The organism is Ruegeria sp. CDSC025 (genome assembly GCF_059610805.1).
The window spans coordinates 25,242-44,528 of record NZ_JBXWOJ010000007.1; the positions used below are offsets into that span (position 1 = coordinate 25,242).

Here is a 19,287-nt window from a genome sequence, read left to right on the forward strand (position 1 = left end):
CTTGTTTGAGTTTGTGTTACGTTTCATACCCTTATTTTTAGGGGAGGCCTTATGGCGAAATCACCAACCGGGCTTGTTTCAGGGTTTGTGATATCTGATCCGCGGGAACACCCGCTTTGCGCAAGGCTAGTGTGCCGATTGCAAGGGAGGCAAAGGCGCGTGCCTTGTTGAGTACCTGTCCCGGATCCGAAGGCTCAAGCGCTCTTGCAATAATCTCGTCAATACTCTCCAAATGCTGTCGCCCGAGAGCCGCCACTTCATTGTCATGCGGGGCAAGTTCCGTAAGGCAATTGATCAGCATGCAGCCGTCACGACCGCCTTGCGGGTTCGCCAAAGCTTCCATAATCGCACCAACGGGGTCATTTCCGCCCGCATCTGCAACGTCACGCAGATTTTTCAAACCACGCCTTGAATAGTGCCTGAGGGCTTTGTGAAACAAAGTCTGCTTGTTGACGAACGTTCCATAGAAGCTGGACCGGCTCAAACCCATGGCCTTGGTCAGATCATCCACAGATGCGGTCTCGTAGCCCTTGTGCCAAAAAACGCACAAGGCTTTTTCCAAAGCCTCAGCTTCGTCAAAGGCGCGAGGCCTACCCGGGCCTGCGGGTGATTTGATGTCGCCAACTGCGAGAGTTTCTTTGCTCATGAGCAAGATGTGGAATGGTTGGCCCAGAAATTCAAGGTGGCGGTAGGGAATTTTTGGAATGGTCAGTCCGTATTGTGACCAGAGAAAGCAATTTAGGTCCGTGGAAATGCAAAACCTCCCCGGCGCGCTTTGTGTCACGCTAATCTTAGGATCAGGACTGTTAGTCTTCTTGCGGGAGTGTCAGATGAAGAGGATCGTGTTCGTAGAAAAGAGAGGCCACGCTCGGTACTCGTTTCCAACACTTGACAGAGTGACTGGCGGCTTTGTCCAATACGTAGATGTTGATCACTCACAAACCAGAGATTGGTTCGGTAGATCCATGGCCAATGCCCTCAAATTGTGAGGATTACTACCCCAATGAGTAACAAAGCCACGAATTCAGAACTGGTTTTATGAGCATCAGTACGGCGGGCCGTTGTAAGCAAACCAACAATAATTTCAGCGCGCTAGGTTAAAATAGCGAGGTTAGCTGAAGTTTAATTCGCCCAATGTGAACTTCTTAACTTTGGCTAGAACGATTTCTTGTCAGTATCGTTTCATGAGTTGTTAGTGAGTTCGGTGAGTAAGTAGATGTATTTGCATAGTTTCGAGGGACATTGTAGCGCAGTCAATGACATCCGGATGGATGATTTTGCGCTTGAGTATCCGTTGTTGGACGATGCCGGAGTGCACGCACAATGGCAAAATGGCTCCTGGCAAATCACGCGGATAGCCGATATCTGGACAAGAACCGGGAAGGTACTTTCTTTGCCTTACAAAGGGGCCAACGCCTATCCATGTTTCCAGTTTGCTGAGGATGGAACCCCGCTTCCTTTGATGGAAAAAGTGTTGAAAGCCCTGCCACGTGAAATGACGCCGTGGCAATGCGCGTTCTGGTTAACCTCACCCAAATTGGAACTCGGAGGGGAAAGCCCGGCAATTCGCATTCAGACCGGCGATGACTGCATAGTCGATATCGCAGGCGAAGCTGGTTGTCTGATGGCAGCTTAGTTTTAGCTTTTGGTCACTCATACGTCGTACAACATCTGGCAAATTCGTGACTCCCCTGCTTTTTCTGCCACCGGCAAGAAAAGCAAGATCAGGGCACTCAACGCAGCACTCTTTAGCGTACTTAACTTAGTGTCTGACGTCAGCGCCAATGGGACAGTTTAGGTTGATTTGATAAGAGAGGGTTTCTGGCTCATCGTAACCGCCAAGGAGTGGAGATGGGAAAGAAACCCGGAACCAAGCAGAGCCACGGCGAGAAGGTTGTTAAAGACATCCGCCGCGCGACGCACAAACAGTATTCTGCCGAAGAGAAGTTCAGGGTCGTTCTGGATGGCCTGAAGGGCGAGGACAGTATTGCAGAGCTATGTCGTCGCGAAGGCATTGCTCAGAGCCTGTATTTCAGCTGGTCCAAGGAGTTCCCGGAAGCCGGAAAGAAACGTTTGGCTGGCGACACGGCACGTGCTGCGACATCAACCGAGGTCAAGGATCTGCGCCGTGAGGCGCGCGATCTGAAGGAGGTTGTTGTTGAACAGGCCCTTGAGCTGCGGCTTCTCAAAAAAAGCATGATCGCGGATGGGGACGACGACGAATGAGATACCCCGCATCTGAGAAGCTGGAGATCATCCAGCTGGTCGAACAATCCCATCTGCCGACCAAACGCACTTTGGAAAAGCTGGGTATCCCGATGACTACATTCTAACGCTGGTACGACCAATATCTTTCCGGTGGTCCTGAGGCGCTTGAAGACCGCTGCCCCCGGCCGTCACGGGTCTGGAACCGCATTCCCACGCCAGTGCGCGAGAAGATCAGGGATCTGGCCCTGAAGGAAAGTGAGCTTTCCCCGCGTGAGTTGGCTGTTCGCTTCGACGGGCCGCGCTGCACCATTCCGATAGAAGGGTGAATGTCCGGTAAGGGCCGGAAACACCAGTTCGGCAGATTGCCACGAACGGCAGAAAAGTCTGCATCTCGGAAACTGCAAAGACTAGTTTTGGATGTCCGCTTCGGGCTAGTAGCGGCTATCCGAAAATCTTCCCCGGTACTACGACTATGCTGCGAAACCAGCCAAGAATGAGACCCGAAGATATCGAACCTCAAACCAAAAAAGTTGTAGGTTAATGCGCCCAAGGTTTTGGGCGAGTTGCAAAGCTATGGGCGCACAAAAAAAATTGTAGGGACGCGCATAACGCTGCGCTTCTGCTATTGATTTCAATCATTAAATTCAGATGTTCTTGCCCATAACTTTGCGTGGTATTTGCGCATAATTTTGCACGATTTACCCAAAAGTTTGCACACTCTCCCTATCTGTGTCCAACTACATCCTTCCGAAAGCCTCTTTGAGTTCTGCGACTTGTTCTACATCCAACATCCGGGTTCGCATACCCTGCAGTGCCACGAGCAGCTTGGCTGTTTCTTCCAACTCTTCCGCTGCACAGACCGCTGAAAAGAGATCCTCTCCTGATACGACGGGACCGTGGTTGGCCAGCAGAACAGCACTATACTTGCCGCCCAGTTCGCGGATCAAATCACCGGATTTTGGATCACCCGGCTTAATGTATGGAACCAGTTTAACCGTGCCTACGCGCATGACCACGTATGGTGTAAGCGGCGGAATACAGTCATTGGGATCGGTGTCTTCCAGACACGACAGCGCGGTCGCCCAGGTCGAGTGCAGATGAACCACGGCGCCCACTTCAGGTCGCGTCTCATAGAAGGCTTGGTGCAGAAAGATCTCCTTGGTCGGCTTGTCACCGGACAGGTGGTTGCCATCCAAATCAATCTTGGCAATTCGCTCGGGGTCAACATTGCCCAAAGTCGAATTCGTTGGCGTCATGAGAATCCCGTCCGGTAAACGCGCAGAGACATTGCCCGCGGTGCCAACGGAAAAGCCACGCACAAACAGCGAGGCGCACAGCTCGGACATCTGCCGTCGCAGTGCCTGTTCTTCAGAACTCATTTGCCTGCCTCCATCATTCTCAGTGCCTTCGAGAAGAAATCTGGAGCGCCAAAGTTGCCGGATTTCAAAGCCATTGCAATGGGTTCAGTTTTTCCAACGCTCAGGACAGGTACGCCCGGGTCAATCTCTGGCCCGATTGACATAGCCGGTGACCCCAGTGCCTCAGAGACAGCCTGGGCGACAGCTCCCGACGTCTCACCTCCAGCTACAACCAACCGCTTGTAGCCCTTTTGGACAAGTTCTCGCGCGGTATCTTCAAAGAGATTGTCCAGCTTTTCCGCTACGGCTTCCTGACCAAACTGACCTTGGATCGCACGCACATCATCCGGGCTCCCCGATGAATACGCGAGCGGCGCCTGACCCGAATGCTCTTCAAAGAAATCCAGAAGCGTTTGCGTGGTCACATCCCCGAACATAACACCCGAAACATCAATTGCGAAAGTCGGATGGGACTTCGCGTGAATTTCAATCTGCCTGCGGGTCGCACCTGAACAAGAACCCGCAAGGATCGCGGCAGGCCCTGCGATACCAGTGAACACAGTGCCAGCACTTTTGGATGAAGTCTCTCTCAGGAAGTTTCTTGGTAGTCCCAGTGCTATACCCGATCCCCCAGTAATGAGCTTAGCATCCTTTAGAGCTTCTCCCCAGGCCAACAAATCTTCATCCGAAATCGCATCGCCAATTACAAATCGTTCGCCGGCCTTCTGCAAAGCATCAGCAATCGCCTCTGATCCTTGCTCCACGGCGTCAATTGACACCAACCCGACCGCTTCTTGGGTCTGATACTGCAACCATCGCCTGATGTTAGCATCCGTCATCGGAGTAAGAGGGTGATTTTCCATCCCCGACTCGTGCAACAGCTTACCTTGCACAAATAGGTGACCGTGATAGACGGTGCGCCCGGTTGTCGGAAAGGCCGGGCAGAAAACCACCTTTTGCGCGTCCAGCTCGTCGGCAAGCGCTTTCGCAACTGGGCCGATATTTCCTTCCGTCGTGGAATCGAAGGTCGAACAATACTTGAAGATGAACTGCTGGCATCCTTGATCCGCGAGCCACCGCAAAGCACTCAGACTGTCTGCAATGGCTTCTTCAACCGGTGCAGTGCGGCTTTTGAGTGAGATCACACCCGCTTCGATCTCTTCGTCGACCGGGATATTAGGAACACCCGGAAACTGCGCGGTTCGTATCCCACCTTCTGGCTCCATGCCCTTCGCCAAGGTGTTCGCAATATCACTCGCACCAGTAAAATCATCCGCTATGACACCAATTTTCATAGTTCGATGTCCCTCGTCGGCCCTGGGTCTAACCTATAGATATGCGGCGCTGCACCGACTGGAAAAACCTCACGCACAAGTGGATCATGGCCGGGCACGATAAGTCGAGGATGCGAGGCCAACCTCTCGAGTGTCTCGAAACCATCCATCATGTCCTGTAGGTCGACGACAATGGGAAAGGCTTTGCGCGCCATGAAATTCTCATAGTAATGCGAGGCATCAGAGGCGAGCACCATCCACCCGGCTTCCGTCCTTACGCGAACGCATTGCAACCCTCGCGAATGCCCACCAATGCAGTGCACCGTGACCCCATCTATAATCTCGGCTTCTCCATCGTAGAACACGACGTTCCCTGAATAGAGACGCTTTACGACCTCGCAAATATGGCTAGCCGTGAAAGGTGCGCGCAGATGGTCGTGGCACATGCAGGGGCCTGTGGCGAAGGCCATCTCCGCCGATTGCATATGCAACTTCGCGTTCGGGAACATATGCAGCCCCCCCGCGTGATCATAATGAAGATGGGTCACGATAACCTCGGTTACCGCTTCCGGTGAAATGCCTAGGGGCCGCAGAGCCTCGCGAGGATCCATCGCAATGGGACGACCACGGGCGGCGGCCTCATCGGAGTCGTAGCCAGTATCGACCAGAATGACTTTGTTGCCGCGTTTGAGCACCCAAACGAAGTAATCCATCGCATGAGGCGCGCTGTGATTATCATCGATGATGAAACTATCTGCTCGCGTCCGCGCATTTCGATCCGCGTATTTCACGGCGTGGATTTCCCAATCGTTCATCGGATGACCTCGGAGTACTGGTGAACTACCTTGGTAGCGATCATATCAGCCACTGCCGTATCGAAGGCCTGAAAATGCGCGCTTTCCAGGTGGGCGGAGAACGCAGCGCCGTCATCATAAACCTCATAGAGAAAAACTGTATCGGGATTGCCGCCGAGGCAAACGTCAAACTGCTGGCATCCGGCTTCTTCACACAAAGAGGTCGAAGCGTTTTCGACCATCAGCGGCAAAAAGATGTCTCTCGTACCGGGCTTGAGAGTGAAGGTGACAGTAACCACAAACATCAGACGGAAAGTCCTTTCAGACGTGAGAAAGCGCGCTTCGCAACGGGCAGTTGGCTGAGGATCAGGCCAATGTTGAGCACCAGCAGAATGGCCGCACCCGGGCGTGAAAAGAAGACCGAAAGATCCCCGTCCGACAAGAACAGCGACCGGCGGAAGGTTTCGTCAAACAGGCTGCCCAGAATAACCCCGATAACCAATGGCGCGATTGGGTATTTCATCAGGTTCATGAAATAGGCAACGGCGCCGACGCCAAGCATCAGGTAAAGATCATTGATGCCACCACCGACGCTGAAAGACCCAATTGTTGTTAGAACCATCACAACCGGCAAGAAGATAGTCTGCGGGATGGCGAGTATTCTGATGAAAACCCGAGCAGTGAACAAGCCCATCAGGAACATTGTCAGGGAGGCCAACACAAGTATTGCAACCACGCGCAGAATGATCTCGGGGTCTATCGTCGGACCTGGGATCACGTTGTTGATCTTGAAAGCCCCCATCAAAGCCGCGGCGGGTGGTGAACCGGGAATGCCCAACACCAAAAGCGGGATTAGTGCGCCCCCAATGCAGGCGTTGTTTGCCGTTTCAGAGCACAGCAGACCTTCCAATGACCCTTTTCCAAACTTATCGCCCTCAGCAGATACGGTCTTACCGACACCGTAGCTGACCCAACCGGCGACATCTTCGCCGACGCCGGGAAGTGCTCCTACCCCTGTCCCGATCACCCCTGACCGGCCAATGGTGGGCAGGTAGCGTCGGATGGAGCGTAGATTCGGAAGGATGCGACCTTTCAGGGCCAGAGCTTTCCCGGCCTCAACGTGCCTTAAACCGTCGATGATTTGGGGAATGGCAAATGCCCCCATCAAAACCGGCACGACCTGAAACCCGCTCATCAAGTAAGACCAGCCGAAGGTATAGCGCGGTTCAGACAACAGAGGGTCAAGCCCCACCATGGACATCGCAAGGCCGATCAGACCGGCGATCCATCCCTTGATCACCAGGTCTTCGCTCATCAAAGTGCCAGAAAGCAGAATGCCGAACAGGGCCAGCAGTGCTTTCTCCGGGCTTGCGATGTTTTTTGAAACCAAAAGCAACGCCCAGACAAAGATCAAAAGCGTGATGGTCCCGATAACTGTACCAATGAAACTGGCCGTTGTGGTCAGCCCTAGTGCTTCGCCCCCTCGACCCGCTTTAGCCAGAGGGTATCCATCCATGGCCGTCGCCGCACTGGCCGCCGTGCCCGGAATGTTCAGCAGGATTGACGGATAAGAGCCACCGTAAATCGCGCCGACATAGGCCCCGAGCAAAGCGATCAGCGAATAGTCCAATGGGATCTTGTTGCCGAAGAAACCCGTCAGGATCGTCACTGCCAGCGTTGCGGTCAGGCCGGGCAATGCGCCAAACGTTATACCCAGGAACACGGATGCAATCAAATACAGATAGGTCAGCGGGTCTACTGCCAGGCCCACGAATGCGGTCCCAAATCCAGCCAGTTGCGAAAGGATAAAGTCCATCCGGTCAATCTTTCCATAGCGGACGAAGCGTCACGTAGTAGTGGTATTCGATTTGCTCGAAGATCAGCCCGCCGCGCGCGGGCACGTTCTGTCGGAAAACAAAGGCCATCGCGCAAACCAGAATGAACGGGGCAAGTACTGCCACCAACGGAACGAATCGCAAAACGCGTTCGGAAACCGCCTTGCTCAACACCACAAGTGTGAGCGAGACCCATAAGGCCAGTGTAAACCAATCATCACTGTGTGCGTTCCAGTCCGCCTGCGCGGGAAATACAGCAAACGCAAATAGCCCGGCAGAGACAACCGCGCTACAGGCCACCAAAGCACGCCGCGCATGACCCCCGTAGTAGCCGTAAGTCAGAGCTGTAATTAGCAACCCAGAACACAGAATGAAGTCCACTCTGGGAACCAGTCCGACGACATATGCAAGAAGGATCAGGCCTATTGTAGAAGCTCGATAGGCTTCCGACTTATCCCATCCGATGCCCAAAGCACTAAGCGCGTTTTGGGCACCACCTGAGCGGATTGAAATAGCAAGCAAAACGAAGGACAAGCCAAGCAATCCACCGAAGATGAACAGCGGTACAATTGCGGCCGAGTTGTACCAATCGGATCCACTTACACCTGCGCGGTTTTCGCCCCAAAGTGGAATGTCCGATGTCTTCCAAAGAAAAAAGACGGACACTGTTATAAGAACAATTGCTGCCCAAAAGTCGCGCGACCGCATGACCAGTGTTTCGTCAGGTTTGTCCATTGCCTGCCTCCTGAGGGAAAGGGCGCGATCAAGCGCGCCCCTTCAAAATTGATCGGATTAGGGCTGCTCGATACCCAGCGAGGCCGGATCCACTGTGGCAGCGCCAAGGTCTTGCAAGGTATAGGCAAAAGTAGCCTCGAGGTTCGCAAACAGTTCTTGAGCTTCTTCACCGTGTTGACCACCGACATCATAATTGTTTGCAGAGGCCCATTCGGCGACGGTGTCGGAGGCAATAGCTTGCTCGAAGGCATCACCAAGCGCGGCCTTTACATCGTCCCCGGCTGAGCTGTGAACTGCAAACCCGATGGCCTGTTTGAGCGGCAAATACTGATCGAGACCGTCATAGATGCCGAAGGCAGAAGGCACTGTTGCCCCTGCAATCTGCGCATCTTCGGGCGTCAACATCGCGAGCGGTTTAAGTTGACCGCCTTCAATCAACGGAGCCTGTTCAGCCAGTGACGTCACAACCAACGCGACTTCGCCCGCTATCGCAGCTTCCTGACCGGGCGCTGAGCCTTTGTATGGAACAAACTTGAATTCTGCACCGGCCCCTTTTTCGATTGCCAGAAGATTCAAGTGGTGGATCGAACCTGCGCCGGAAGCCGCCGCAGGAATAGTGCCAGGAGCTGCTTTCGCAGCGTCGACTAGTTCTTCCAGAGTATTGTAAGGGCTGTCCGCCGGGACCGAGATCAGATCAGGTGATCCACCAACAATGAACGGATACCAAAAATCAAATTTCTTATCCCAACCACCCTGCACAGCAGCGGTGACGTTCGACTCTGACAGACCAACCAATGTATAGCCATCGTCTGGTTGGTTCATCACGTAAACCATACCGTTGGAGCCTGCGACACCACCTGTTTGATTGATCACATTGATCGAGACCGGAAGATGTTTTTCCATCTCGGCCATGATCATTCGGTTGATCGTGTCCGTGCCACCACCGGCCCCCCAGACCACAGCTGTGGTGATATCACGATAGGGATAATCCTGCGCAGCAGCTGCCCCTGTAATCCCGGTCGCCATCACGGCTGCGGCCGCCAACCGCCCTAGCTTTAGTTTCATTTCCAAATCCTCCCAAACAACTTTGCGTTTATTATTGCATTTATTTGCGTATACATTAAAGAATGCGTTGTCAACGGACTGTAGTGAGAGCTGCAATCGCGCTATGAATGCGAAACGGGAAGGAAGCGGGCTAAGATGAAGAAAAGTTATGATGTGGCAGTGTTCCACGGGGACGGAATCGGCCCTGAAATTATGGCCCCTACGCTTGAAATCCTGCGCCAGCTTTCGGGCAACAATCCCAGCTACGAGCTGGCGTTTACATACGCACCAGCAGGCGCAGGCCACTACGCCAAAACTGGAGATTCGTTTCCGGCTGGATCACTCGAAACTGCACGCAATGCTGACGCAATTCTGCTGTCTGCAATGGGCTTGCCGGATGTTCGATATCCTGACGGAACCGAGATTTCACCTCAGATTGATCTGCGAAAGCAACTGGGACTTTTCGCTGGTGTACGACCAGTAAAGGTAAGCAGCGGACAAATGACCCCCTTGACGCTGCCCCCCGGAAAAGAGATCGACTTTGTCTTGATACGCGAAAGCACAGAAGGACTGTTCTTCACCCAAGGCGCTGGCGAAGTTACTGAACACGAAGCACGTGAAACTCTGCTGATCACTCGTGAGGTGTCCGAAAAACTGTTCCGTTTCGCGTTTGAACTCGCCAAGAACCGCAAGGCATCCGGTCGCGGCCAAGGACGGGTTACATGTGTCGACAAAGCCAATGTTTTCAGGGCCTTTGCATTCTTCAGATCTATCTTTGACATGGAGGCCGCACGCCATCCCGATTTGAAAGCTGACCATGCCTATGTTGATGCCACCGCTCTATGGATGGTTCAAAAGCCTTGGGAATTTGACGTTTTGGTCACTGAGAACATGTTCGGAGACATCCTCTCAGACCTTGGTGCGGGTCTCATGGGTGGTCTAGGACTGGCGCCATCAGCGGATATCGGGTTGAATCACGCTGTATTCCAACCCTGCCATGGTTCCGCCCCGGACATTGCGGGACAGGGTATTGCAAACCCTTTTGCGATGATCCTGTCCGCAGCAATGATGCTTGAATGGTTGGGGTTCACCCATGATCATCCAGACCTGTCCAGCGACGGCGAACGATTGCGTGAAGCCGTGGAAAAGGTGACGGCGAACGGACAGAACCTGACCCGTGACCTAGGTGGAACGGCCGGAACGAAGGGTGCCGCCGCATCGGTATTGGAAGCAATGCGGACATGAATACTCAACAAGCCATCAGTGTCGCGTGTGTGGGTGCGGGGTATTTCAGCAGGTTCCACTACGAAAGCTGGTCCCGAATGCCCGGAGCGGTTCCGATTGCATCCTGCAACCGTGATATCAACAAGGCGAAAGAAACAGGACTGGCCGCTTACGATGATCTGTCAAGAATGTTGGAGGCGGAAAAACCAGATCTCGTGGACATCATCCTTCCGCCTGTGGCGCAGGCCGAGGCAATCCGCTCGGCATTGCGGTTTGGTATCAAGTGGCTGATCTGCCAAAAGCCATTTTGCTTATCTCTGGATGAAGCTGAGAAGATTGTTTCAGAGGCTGAGGCGGTAGGTGCAACTATTGTCGTGCATGAGAATTTTCGCTTTCAGCCCTGGTATCGTGCGATCAAGGTGGCGATGACCGAGGGTCGAATTGGTACACCTCTCCAAGCTACTTTCCGGCTTCGGCCCGGCGACGGACAGGGACCACGAGCCTACCTTGACCGGCAGCCGTACTTTCAGGAAATGCCGCGTTTCCTGGTTCATGAAACAGCGGTTCACTGGGTAGACACGTTCCGGTTTCTATTCGATGCGCCAAGCGCCGTTTATGCGGACTTGCGCCAAATTAACCCCGTTATCGCGGGCGAGGATGCAGGTTTCATCCTGTTTGACCACCCAAACGGTTTGAATGCTCTGTTCGATGGCAACAGATGCCTTGACCACAGCGCCAAAAACCTGCGTCAGACCATGGGCGAAGCGCTCATCGAAGGAACGGAAGGATCACTGGTTCTTAATGGCGATGGTTCAGTAGAACTCCGCGGTTTTGGAAAACAGGAGCGACAGCAGATTCTACCTCCAAGCGATCATGATGGATTTGGAGGAGACTGCGTCCACGCCTTGCAAAGTCACGTCATTTCGGGCCTTCTACGGGGCACGCCGCTGGAAAACACGGCCCGAGAATATTTGGATGTGATCCGCATTGAAGAGAATATCTATCTCTCAGCTGCGGAAGGACGAAAAATCAACCTGGAGACCCCGTGAAGGATCAGGACGCAAAAACTCTTTCTAATACACAACGCGCTGTCAGGGATTTGCGACAGATGATCCTGTCCGGCGAACTTGCGGCCGGAACTGATCATCTGGAATCGGAACTCGCCGAAACCCTTGGCATGTCCCGCACCCCGATACGGGAAGCTGCGCTGATGTTGGAAAGTAAAGGGTTGCTTGAAATGCGGCCCCGAAAGGGCGTTCGGATACTGCCTGTTTCATCAGATGATATGCGCGAAATCTACGACATCCTAACGGAACTCGAGAGTCTCGCAGCACAGCGCGCTGCCGAAGCGGGCTACTGCGAAGATGAACTGGCGGTACTTGCCGGATCAATTGCAAAGATGGACCAAGCCATCGAAGCCGAAGACCTTGAAGCCTGGGCCGAGGCCGACGAGTTGTTTCACCAGGAGCTCGTTCGGTTAGGCGGCAACAAACGAGTCGAAGCGATTGTCGCCATGATGAGCGACCAGGTACGTCGCGCGCGCGCAACGACGTTGTTCATCAGGCCCCTGCCCGTTAAATCTAATGAAGATCACCGGGTTGTTTTTCAAGCGATCAGTGAAGGTCGTCCAGATGCCGCCCGTGAACGTCATCGAGAACACAGGCTGCAAGCACAGGCTATGCTTTGCGGGATACTCGAAAAGCATCGGCTCAACAGCCTCTGATCTTCTCGTATCCGGTCGTTAATCACCTAAAATAACTGCCTATTTTCGGCATTAAAGGCGCTCCGAATACTTGTCTTCAACGGCAGTCCGCAGGTGCGTCCGGCTGCAGCCCTAAGGTATATGCTGATCTTGTGGCGTATTGCACGCGCGACACCTGGGCAATGGTCGCAATTCATCAGGAATTGCTGGCGATGTGAACTGTGGCGCGTATCCGCAGGAATTTGAAGCCTAATTTATTTGATCACGCGGGCTTTATCAGTGTTTCCAGATATTCTCGAGTATCGGCGTCCCACGAACTAGGATCTTCTCCATGGGCGACTACCGCGTGCAGTTCCATGAGTTTCCATACTTCGTCCTTAGTCGCTGCAACCACTTTACCTGGGCAGGCCTCCATGCCCTCGCAATCCTTGCAGGCATATGAGTATGCAGTGATCATCGCTTTCTCCTCCGTGCGCTCGGAAAGTTGGTTAGAACTCAAGAAACGTCGGCAGACCGTCGTCGAGTTTTATCCATGGCTGCTGATGTGACACGAAGACGTGGGCCTTGGGTTTCGCAATCGATGGGTCGTCCAACGTTACAGCAGAAAACCAAGCGTCAGCGCTCCAGTCTTGGCCCTCAATTTCATTTAGGGCGGCATAGGTCAACGTCGTTCCACAGTCCCGACAAAACCCGCGGCGAATACCCGGAGTTTTCTCAATGTGTTGGATTTCGCCTTTGATAACGGCGAAGTCTTCGGCGGCTACCTTAGCCCAAGTTACAAAGGCGCCGCCAAGGGCCAATTGGCATGAACGACAATGGCAATGTCCCGACCAGACAGGTGGTGTCGCGATCTGATATCGAACCGCACCACAGTAGCATCCACCTTGAAGTTTTTCCATCGTATGAAGATCTCCTGGCATGCGGCTAGGCTGACATCCATGATGATGCCTATACCTATTTTTCTTGGAGCTTATAAACAGATTTCGATATGAATATTGTCAAGAAAACCGATATCATGCGACTCAAATAGTTTAACCAAGCATTAGAAAATCTACAGTATGGATTGGTTGCACCTTCCCCCGATGAACGCTTTGCGCGCTTTCTCAGCAGTTGCGGAAGCAGGGAGTTACACCGTGGCAGCTGAACGCTTGAACGTGACCCAAGCGGCTGTCAGCCAGCAGGTGAAATCGTTGGAAAGACATTTGGGTGTAGCTCTCGTTGCCAGACGTGGGCGCAGCATTGAATTGACAGAGCCAGGCATCATTCTTTCACGTGAACTGGGTATCGGCTTTGAAATTATCGGAAGGGGTGTCGAACGACTGGCGGAACATGCAGCACACCGTCCCGTTCAAGTGACCATGTCACCAGCATTCGCGGTGGAGTGGCTATTGCCGAGAATGGCAGAGTTTCAACAACAACATCCAGAGATCACTTTGATGCTGAACCCAACTTCTGAACTGGTTCAGATAAAGCCAGGTGGTATCGATGTCGCCATTCGGTATCACGATAGACGCATGTCAAGAAAAGAAGAGGATACTGTCCTTGTATCCGACATGGTCGTGATCGGAGCACCTTCACTGGTGGAAGGCCAAGATCTGCGTGACCCGGCCTCTTTAACGAAACTGCCCTGGTTGCAGGAACTAGGCACAAACGAGGCGGCTGACTGGTTCACCTATCACGGGGTTGTTCCTGCCGAGCCATTGACCATAAATCACATGCCTGGGAACCTGATCATGACTGCGGTTCGCCGGGGTGACGGTATCACGTATTCTGCCAGAGCTTTTTTTGAGGACGATCTGTCATCTGGTCGGATGATTGAGTTGTTCTCTGAGCCACTCTTCGGCGTCTATTACATCCAGACTCAAGCAGAATTTCAGCGTCCCGAGGCTAAGGTGTTCGTCAACTGGCTTATATCTCAGTCGCAAGTCGTATCGAGACACAACTCTGGAAGCTGAGACGTATCTAATTCCCCCCCCCTGCTCTGTTTGCTCAAGACCGTTGGTTTCGCCGTTTCTTAAGGCTGCTCTGTGGAGGAGCCAGCAGCGATCAGAGCCGCCATCCCTCCATCGATGAACTGCACGTTTTGAGAACCCATCGCTGTCAATACATTTGCCGCTGCCGCGCCTCGGTAGCTTGGAGCTCCGCCACAAGTGGTGAAAATTCGCCTTCCACGATCCTGTAACTCTTGAGATCTGTATTCACTTTCAAGGTCTGCCATCCAAGCGACGGCGCGACCAGGAGCCGGAATTGCTCTAGGGCTGATACCTGTAGCCGCCATTTCAGCGCTATCCCTCACGTCCACTACAAGTGCGTTGGGGTCTTCGATCAGTACTGCCAGCGCGTCAGTTGCTGAAATCGGATTTGCTTTGGATATTTCCTGAGCTTCCATTTGTGCGAATGTTAAGACCATATTGCCCCCCGACTGCAAATCCTGCGCTATGCTACCATGCGGCTGATTTACCGCAAATCGGCACCGAAGCGATGCTTGGCAGTCTTGTCGTCGTCCAGACTGTTGCCATCAACGAAGTTAAATAAGTCCCGGTCAACGGCAGAAGCGGGCCTCGCAAATACCCCGGCCATTGCTGTTGATCAGTGATTACTGGGCGGCCAAAGCCTTCTGCCTGCAATAACACGATGCCTTGATCGGCACCTCGGCGCGAGCAGTGGCCTTGTCCAGTTGTGGCTTAATGTGGGCGGCTTCGACCGTTTCACCGCGCCGGGTGAGACATTCGTGCAAGCCATGCAGGCTCCAGACGTTGCCCGGATGCTGACAGGCCCGGCTAAGCGTTGCATCCAGGCCAAGGTCTGCACGGTAAACAGCTTCGGCTTCCTCCATCTGGCCCTGCTCAAGAAGAAGAGCACCCAGCGCATGACGGGTGGGTTGCATCCAGCCCCAAGGCTCGTCGTATGGCAAGTTGTCGTCGATCTCGACTGACTTTCGCAGGTGGTCAAAGGCCGTTTCGTGCTCTCCTGCGTGATAGGCCAACTCACCCAGCATCATTTGCTCAGCGACCTTCAGAATGTCCCGGCATGTGTTGTTGAACAGCATTCGGGTCTCAGGAACTCTGGCCAGAGCATCATAGAACTTGGCTTTTTCACTCTCGGCTTCGGCGACCCTGTGTAGGTTGGCCAAGGCAACCGTCCTTGCATACCGCATCATGGCAATGGTCACGCTGTAAAGCTCTTCATCCTCTGGCAGATCCTGATCGAGAATATCCTGCCAGAGACCAAACCTGATCAGCACATGTTGCTTCATTGGAATGAAGCCTTCAAACCAGTCCGCCATAGGCCGAAGAGTGTCTGACGGCAAGGTGTCGATCAGCTCATCGGCAGCTTCGATTGCTGCCGATGGTTGCCCCAAGAACATCGCACCGTATATTTTAAAGTGATAGTTGTGGCACCGATAGACGGAATAGAAATTGTCAGGGCCTTCGCGCTTCAGAAACTTGCGATCTGCCAATATGGCTTTGTGATTGCGCAGTACCACGTTCATATAGTCTCCGCACAACACGTCGATATGGGTCGGCATGTGCAACAAATGCCCGGCCTCGGGCACCAGCGTGCTGAGCACATCGCCCTGACGCAGTGCCCGTTCGGGGTGGGGCGACATTTCCATAAGGTGAATGTACATGTGCAATAGTCCTGCGTGCTCCCATGCTCCGGAAAGTGTATCGAACGCATTTTCGAGCACGGATATTGCCTCGAGCGTATCGGCCCCTTCGGCGGGCTTTCCGGTCGGCAAATCCCAAAGCTGCCAGGGTGTCCGGTTCATGAGCGACTCGGCCAGAATCGCAGACACGTCCAGGTCCTGATCGAATTCGGTGTGAACCTTTCGCATCGCATCAGCGAAGGCGTCATTCCACGGGCTGAAATCCTCAATATCCGACGAGGATGGATAACGCTCTGGAATGGCATCGATTAGCGCGCGTTCAACAGGCGTCAGCCGGTCCTTTAACGACGCAGCAGCCTCGATTGACGCTTTCGCCAAGGCGATACAGTCAGGCTTCTCGTCTTCTTCGAATGTTTCCCAGGGCTTGTTGTAGTTCGGCCCAATACAATACGCGATGCCCCAGTGCGCCATTGCGCAATTTGGATCCGCAGCCACGGCATTCTGAAAGCATACAATCGCTTCTTCGTGGTTGTACGCGTAAGTCCAAGCCAAACCACGATCAAACCAAAGCTGGGCTTCGTCCGACGAGGTTGTGATCTTTCGGCTGTAGCGACCGAGATCATAGTATTCCATCACAATAACCCCCTAATTAAAGGGAGAAGTTTACCACAATGGGCTGTTTCTCGATACTGGCTACATCAAAGCCGACCTAAGGCATAGACCCGACTTATATGAGCCCCATTTGATCGAAGCACTCTTCTTGGCAACTGATAAACTTGTCGGCCGCGTGAGTGACGGACGGTCCAATCCCTCCACAGTAGCCCGCCGACAAGACCACAATCACCGCTTGCACACCTAAGACGGGCATTTGAGAAAGCTGATGTCAGCAGTCAGATTGTTCTTTTCCGCCAACTAACACTTTTGGGACCTAGTAGCGTCGTGCGACAGCTTCCGTTCAAAGTGGCGTTGAAAACCTGTAATTTGCGCTCATTGCGGGCGTCAAAAATACGGGGGACCCTATTCTTCGAGCGTGGCAACTGCATGGTCGTGAGAGGTATGCGGTCGATGCATGTTGAGAATGCGTTGAGCTTCATTCGATTGTCCCGAAATTGCCAGCGCATGCGCCAATGAAAACTCAATAATGTCGCGTTGCGCCCGGCTACCACCAAGGCGTTCGTGCTCAGACATGACACTTACGAACTTCTCAATCGCTTCATCCGCATTTCCATCCGCCAACGCACGGAATGCGCCTGCGACAGAAACAACGGTGGGGCCTGCGGGTCCCTTTGCGCCGTCAATGGTTGATTCCAGACGCTCTCTGTTTCCAGCCATCGCATGCGCAAGAGCAGCGTGAACATCCGCAAAAGCCAAGCCAGGTGAAGGAAAGAACTCAACAGCATAGTCGCTGAGTTGTTGCCAACGCTCCTGGGGAATTTGCTCGCCAGCCAAAAAGGCGCGGTGAACAATTGCCACACTATCAGTCAGAACGTTCAGTGGTGGCGCAGGAGGTCGGTCGGGGGAAACATAATCATCGAACAGCTTCCACATACCCGCCACATCGCCGCTCTCAAGCGCCCACAGAGCGACGTGCCAACTGAGATGGCAGTGCAGATACGCTGTGGAGGGATAGTCTTGCCAAAACTCGCGCAGATAAGCGTAGCCAGCGTCCGTCTCACCGTTCTCATAGTAGAGATGGGCCCTGACATGTGCAGTGTGTGCGCTGTCTGGCTTCAACTCAAGTGCGCACTCGATGTTTTCCGCGGCCGGGCCAATCTGTCCGGCCTCCATCTGGGCAAATGCATGCTGACAGAGAAACCACCAGTCGTCGCCATAGTGTGGCTTTAACATGGTCGTGTACGCAAGCTGCTCCGCCTCGCGTCCAGCCTGACCTGAAAACCCTATTAAGCCAAATACGCTGGTACAGGTCTGAGCAAGCAAAATATCTCGTGGATGGTCAGCGACGTGATCCCGGATGCGCCTGTAAGCCTGCGGTGCACGCCCCTCAATGAGATCGCTGATAATGTCGATCTGGGCGGCTTCGCGCGAGCTGACGCCATGCGACAGTTCCTTTGCGACGGCTATTTCACGCTTTGCATCTTGTCCACGCCCGACGGTAACAAGGTATCGCGCAAGCCCAACATGGGGCATGGCAAAACTATCATCTGCCTGCATTGCAGAACGGTAAGCTTCTTCAACATCATCAAAAGCACCCAGAAAACGATCGATGCCTTCAACGTAGGCGTCTCGCGCAGCTTGTGATGTGGTCGTTAGCGGGCTTCCGTACCGATCTTCAAGCATCCAAACCTTCCACTATCTGTACCAAACCTGTCCGTCAGTGAGCTATATGAGCATGCCTAGCCATAAACGAGTCAAAGGAAATCGACGTTGCGAGGCGCCCTGATTTCAGCATCCGTTTCTTTCAGAAGTCTCATGAAATCATCGAAATGCCAATCAAACCATAGTTGCTTCATCAAATCCCAATTTCCTAAAATTGGACTCCGAAAGCAATTTTGGGGATTATTCCATACGGCCCGGCCCGCGTCCGGTTAGAGGAGAACGTAGGTATGACAACCCAAACTCGCCCGCTCATTGATACGGCTTGGTTGGCAGATAACCTGACTGACCCGAAACTACGCATCATTGATGTTCGCTGGAAGTTTAGGGAGGAAAACGGCAAAGGCTTGGCCTATGACGATAGGAGCGAGTTCCAAGCCGAGCACATTCCCGGCGCCGTGTATGTAGGCATGTCGACGGAGCTTGCAGACAGCAATCAGAACGTTCCCGATATGATGCTCGGGCCAGAGGATTTTGGGAAAAAGATGCGCGAGTTGGGTGTTTCCAACGACAGTCATGTCTTGGTCTACGATGATTCCGGGCTTCCGTTGGCTTCAGCGCGTCTTTGGTGGGCACTTTCGCACTATGGCCATAAAAACGCGCAGGTCTTGGACGGCGGCTTGCAGCAATGGAAACTCGAAGGTCGACCCACTGAAACTGGCGATCCATCCGTTGAGCCTGGCGACTTCGCTCCCAAGGTGCAGAGCAATTGGATTGCCAGCAAAACTGACGTTCTGGACGCGATAGGAAGGCCTGAGGTCAGAGTTGTGGACTTTCTGCCAAACGACCTCTTCCGAGGCGACGGTGTTCACACATGGGGAGGTCGCTCGGGACATATCCCCGGTGCAGTTAACATACCGGCGATATCGAACATCGATCCGGATTTGGCACACACACCCATTGCTGAGCGGGCAGCGAAACTAAAGGAACGAGGCTCATTCAGGTTGGCGGATCGCCTCCGCCTCCTTCAGCACTATCAGGACAAGGGAATTCAAACCGACGACGAGGTTATCGCGTATTGCGGTCGCGGTATTGCCGCCTCTTGCGGTCTCCTTGCGCTTCGCCACATGGGGTTCGACAAGTCGCGCCTCTATGATGGTTCCTGGGCTGAATGGAGCGCCGATGAGAGCCTTCCGGTTGAAACCTCGTGAGACTACGATTTTGGGTCA

19 protein-coding genes and 1 pseudogene are annotated in these 19,287 nt (G+C 53.5%); 7 read left to right on the forward strand and 13 right to left on the reverse strand.

Going from position 1 to position 19,287, the window contains the following annotated elements:
* Positions 1-49: 49 nt before the first annotated feature.
* Positions 50-646, reverse strand: coding sequence for a TetR/AcrR family transcriptional regulator (locus AC2FH8_RS11570; RefSeq protein ID WP_496689819.1), 597 nt, complete (start codon positions 644-646; stop codon positions 50-52).
* A gap of 621 nt (positions 647-1,267) precedes the next feature.
* On the opposite strand from AC2FH8_RS11570, the gene AC2FH8_RS11575 reads away from it, so the two are divergent.
* Both AC2FH8_RS11575 and AC2FH8_RS11580 read left to right on the forward strand, forming a co-directional pair.
* Positions 1,268-1,636, forward strand: a complete 369-nt coding sequence (locus AC2FH8_RS11575) for a hypothetical protein (RefSeq protein ID WP_496689820.1) — start codon at positions 1,268-1,270, stop codon at positions 1,634-1,636.
* Between the two features lie 215 nt (positions 1,637-1,851).
* Positions 1,852-2,510 (forward strand): annotated as a pseudogene (locus AC2FH8_RS11580) (transposase); the annotation flags it as partial.
* A gap of 435 nt (positions 2,511-2,945) precedes the next feature.
* On the opposite strand, the gene otnC reads toward AC2FH8_RS11580, so the two are convergent.
* From otnC to AC2FH8_RS11615, 7 genes are read right to left on the reverse strand one after another with little or no spacing between them, the layout of a single operon-like run.
* The gene (otnC, locus tag AC2FH8_RS11585) at positions 2,946-3,587 is read right to left on the reverse strand and encodes a 3-oxo-tetronate 4-phosphate decarboxylase (RefSeq protein WP_496689821.1); all 642 of its coding nucleotides are present in this window, start codon (positions 3,585-3,587) and stop codon (positions 2,946-2,948) included.
* Positions 3,584-4,861 carry a 3-oxo-tetronate kinase gene (otnK, locus tag AC2FH8_RS11590; RefSeq protein ID WP_271951899.1) on the reverse strand — a complete coding sequence of 426 codons (1,278 nt, stop codon included), beginning with the start codon at positions 4,859-4,861 and terminating at the stop codon, positions 3,584-3,586. The genes otnC and otnK overlap by 4 nt, the downstream gene beginning before the upstream one ends.
* Complete coding sequence (locus AC2FH8_RS11595) at positions 4,858-5,655, reverse strand: N-acyl homoserine lactonase family protein (protein WP_142639560.1); 798 nt, start codon at positions 5,653-5,655, stop codon at positions 4,858-4,860. Before AC2FH8_RS11595 ends, otnK begins: the two co-directional genes overlap by 4 nt.
* A complete protein-coding gene (locus tag AC2FH8_RS11600; protein WP_496689822.1) occupies positions 5,652-5,939 on the reverse strand; it encodes a putative quinol monooxygenase in 288 nt (95 codons plus the stop codon). Before AC2FH8_RS11600 ends, AC2FH8_RS11595 begins: the two co-directional genes overlap by 4 nt.
* A complete protein-coding gene (locus AC2FH8_RS11605; protein WP_496689823.1) occupies positions 5,939-7,450 on the reverse strand; it encodes a tripartite tricarboxylate transporter permease in 1,512 nt (503 codons plus the stop codon). The genes AC2FH8_RS11600 and AC2FH8_RS11605 overlap by 1 nt, the downstream gene beginning before the upstream one ends.
* A 4-nt stretch (positions 7,451-7,454) precedes the next feature.
* On the reverse strand, positions 7,455-8,204 hold the full coding sequence (locus tag AC2FH8_RS11610) for a hypothetical protein (RefSeq protein WP_496689824.1): 750 nt from the start codon (positions 8,202-8,204) through the stop codon (positions 7,455-7,457).
* A gap of 57 nt (positions 8,205-8,261) precedes the next feature.
* Entirely contained in the window at positions 8,262-9,269 is a 1,008-nt protein-coding gene (locus AC2FH8_RS11615) for a Bug family tripartite tricarboxylate transporter substrate binding protein (RefSeq protein WP_281973681.1), read from the reverse strand.
* A gap of 135 nt (positions 9,270-9,404) precedes the next feature.
* On the opposite strand from AC2FH8_RS11615, the gene AC2FH8_RS11620 reads away from it, so the two are divergent.
* The 3 genes from AC2FH8_RS11620 to AC2FH8_RS11630 are packed head-to-tail and all read left to right on the forward strand — an operon-like array spanning position 9,405 to position 12,195.
* On the forward strand, positions 9,405-10,493 hold the full coding sequence (locus AC2FH8_RS11620; RefSeq protein ID WP_281973680.1) for an isocitrate/isopropylmalate dehydrogenase family protein: 1,089 nt from the start codon (positions 9,405-9,407) through the stop codon (positions 10,491-10,493).
* On the forward strand, positions 10,490-11,521 hold the full coding sequence (locus tag AC2FH8_RS11625) for a Gfo/Idh/MocA family protein (RefSeq protein WP_142639572.1): 1,032 nt from the start codon (positions 10,490-10,492) through the stop codon (positions 11,519-11,521). The genes AC2FH8_RS11620 and AC2FH8_RS11625 overlap by 4 nt, the downstream gene beginning before the upstream one ends.
* Positions 11,518-12,195: a GntR family transcriptional regulator gene (locus AC2FH8_RS11630; RefSeq protein ID WP_142639574.1), complete on the forward strand. Its 678-nt coding sequence runs from the start codon at positions 11,518-11,520 to the stop codon at positions 12,193-12,195. The genes AC2FH8_RS11625 and AC2FH8_RS11630 overlap by 4 nt, the downstream gene beginning before the upstream one ends.
* Positions 12,196-12,436: 241 nt before the next feature.
* Here AC2FH8_RS11630 and AC2FH8_RS11635 read toward each other — a convergent pair whose 3' ends face one another.
* Both AC2FH8_RS11635 and AC2FH8_RS11640 read right to left on the reverse strand, forming a co-directional pair.
* Complete coding sequence (locus AC2FH8_RS11635) at positions 12,437-12,631, reverse strand: DUF1059 domain-containing protein (RefSeq protein WP_496689825.1); 195 nt, start codon at positions 12,629-12,631, stop codon at positions 12,437-12,439.
* 31 nt (positions 12,632-12,662) lie between these two features.
* Entirely contained in the window at positions 12,663-13,073 is a 411-nt protein-coding gene (locus AC2FH8_RS11640) for a GFA family protein (RefSeq protein WP_496689826.1), read from the reverse strand.
* A gap of 183 nt (positions 13,074-13,256) precedes the next feature.
* Here AC2FH8_RS11640 and AC2FH8_RS11645 point away from each other — a divergent pair, with 183 nt between their 5' ends.
* Positions 13,257-14,129: a LysR family transcriptional regulator gene (locus AC2FH8_RS11645; protein WP_496689827.1), complete on the forward strand. Its 873-nt coding sequence runs from the start codon at positions 13,257-13,259 to the stop codon at positions 14,127-14,129.
* A gap of 59 nt (positions 14,130-14,188) precedes the next feature.
* Here the strand turns inward: AC2FH8_RS11645 and AC2FH8_RS11650 are convergent, their stop codons facing one another.
* The 3 genes from AC2FH8_RS11650 to AC2FH8_RS11660 form a co-directional block, all read right to left on the reverse strand.
* Positions 14,189-14,584, reverse strand: coding sequence for a rhodanese-like domain-containing protein (locus AC2FH8_RS11650; RefSeq protein ID WP_496689828.1), 396 nt, complete (start codon positions 14,582-14,584; stop codon positions 14,189-14,191).
* Between the two features lie 186 nt (positions 14,585-14,770).
* A complete protein-coding gene (locus AC2FH8_RS11655) occupies positions 14,771-16,417 on the reverse strand; it encodes a tetratricopeptide repeat protein (protein ID WP_282027846.1) in 1,647 nt (548 codons plus the stop codon).
* Positions 16,418-16,801: 384 nt separating this feature from the next.
* Positions 16,802-18,082: a tetratricopeptide repeat protein gene (locus AC2FH8_RS11660; RefSeq protein WP_142639585.1), complete on the reverse strand. Its 1,281-nt coding sequence runs from the start codon at positions 18,080-18,082 to the stop codon at positions 16,802-16,804.
* Between the two features lie 266 nt (positions 18,083-18,348).
* On the opposite strand from AC2FH8_RS11660, the gene AC2FH8_RS11665 reads away from it, so the two are divergent.
* Positions 18,349-19,269 carry a sulfurtransferase gene (locus tag AC2FH8_RS11665; RefSeq protein WP_496689829.1) on the forward strand — a complete coding sequence of 307 codons (921 nt, stop codon included), beginning with the start codon at positions 18,349-18,351 and terminating at the stop codon, positions 19,267-19,269.
* The last annotated feature ends 18 nt before the right edge of the window (positions 19,270-19,287 follow it).

Excerpts from the sequence above, each read along its gene's own strand:
- AC2FH8_RS11570 (WP_496689819.1), bottom strand. The coding sequence starts at position 646 with ATGAGCAAAGAAACTCTCGCAGTTGGCGACATCAAATCACCCGCAGGC.
- AC2FH8_RS11610 (WP_496689824.1), bottom strand. The coding sequence starts at position 8,204 with ATGGACAAACCTGACGAAACACTGGTCATGCGGTCGCGCGACTTTTGG.
- otnK (WP_271951899.1), bottom strand. The coding sequence starts at position 4,861 with ATGAAAATTGGTGTCATAGCGGATGATTTTACTGGTGCGAGTGATATT.
- AC2FH8_RS11615 (WP_281973681.1), bottom strand. The coding sequence starts at position 9,269 with ATGAAACTAAAGCTAGGGCGGTTGGCGGCCGCAGCCGTGATGGCGACC.
- AC2FH8_RS11645 (WP_496689827.1), top strand. The coding sequence starts at position 13,257 with ATGAACGCTTTGCGCGCTTTCTCAGCAGTTGCGGAAGCAGGGAGTTAC.
- AC2FH8_RS11650 (WP_496689828.1), bottom strand. The coding sequence starts at position 14,584 with ATGGTCTTAACATTCGCACAAATGGAAGCTCAGGAAATATCCAAAGCA.
- AC2FH8_RS11640 (WP_496689826.1), bottom strand. The coding sequence starts at position 13,073 with ATGGAAAAACTTCAAGGTGGATGCTACTGTGGTGCGGTTCGATATCAG.
- AC2FH8_RS11665 (WP_496689829.1), top strand. The coding sequence starts at position 18,349 with ATGACAACCCAAACTCGCCCGCTCATTGATACGGCTTGGTTGGCAGAT.
- AC2FH8_RS11620 (WP_281973680.1), top strand. The coding sequence starts at position 9,405 with ATGAAGAAAAGTTATGATGTGGCAGTGTTCCACGGGGACGGAATCGGC.
- AC2FH8_RS11575 (WP_496689820.1), top strand. The coding sequence starts at position 1,268 with ATGGATGATTTTGCGCTTGAGTATCCGTTGTTGGACGATGCCGGAGTG.
- AC2FH8_RS11595 (WP_142639560.1), bottom strand. The coding sequence starts at position 5,655 with ATGAACGATTGGGAAATCCACGCCGTGAAATACGCGGATCGAAATGCG.
- AC2FH8_RS11660 (WP_142639585.1), bottom strand. The coding sequence starts at position 18,082 with ATGCTTGAAGATCGGTACGGAAGCCCGCTAACGACCACATCACAAGCT.
- otnC (WP_496689821.1), bottom strand. The coding sequence starts at position 3,587 with ATGAGTTCTGAAGAACAGGCACTGCGACGGCAGATGTCCGAGCTGTGC.
- AC2FH8_RS11605 (WP_496689823.1), bottom strand. The coding sequence starts at position 7,450 with ATGGACTTTATCCTTTCGCAACTGGCTGGATTTGGGACCGCATTCGTG.
- AC2FH8_RS11600 (WP_496689822.1), bottom strand. The coding sequence starts at position 5,939 with ATGTTTGTGGTTACTGTCACCTTCACTCTCAAGCCCGGTACGAGAGAC.
- AC2FH8_RS11625 (WP_142639572.1), top strand. The coding sequence starts at position 10,490 with ATGAATACTCAACAAGCCATCAGTGTCGCGTGTGTGGGTGCGGGGTAT.
- AC2FH8_RS11635 (WP_496689825.1), bottom strand. The coding sequence starts at position 12,631 with ATGATCACTGCATACTCATATGCCTGCAAGGATTGCGAGGGCATGGAG.
- AC2FH8_RS11655 (WP_282027846.1), bottom strand. The coding sequence starts at position 16,417 with ATGGAATACTATGATCTCGGTCGCTACAGCCGAAAGATCACAACCTCG.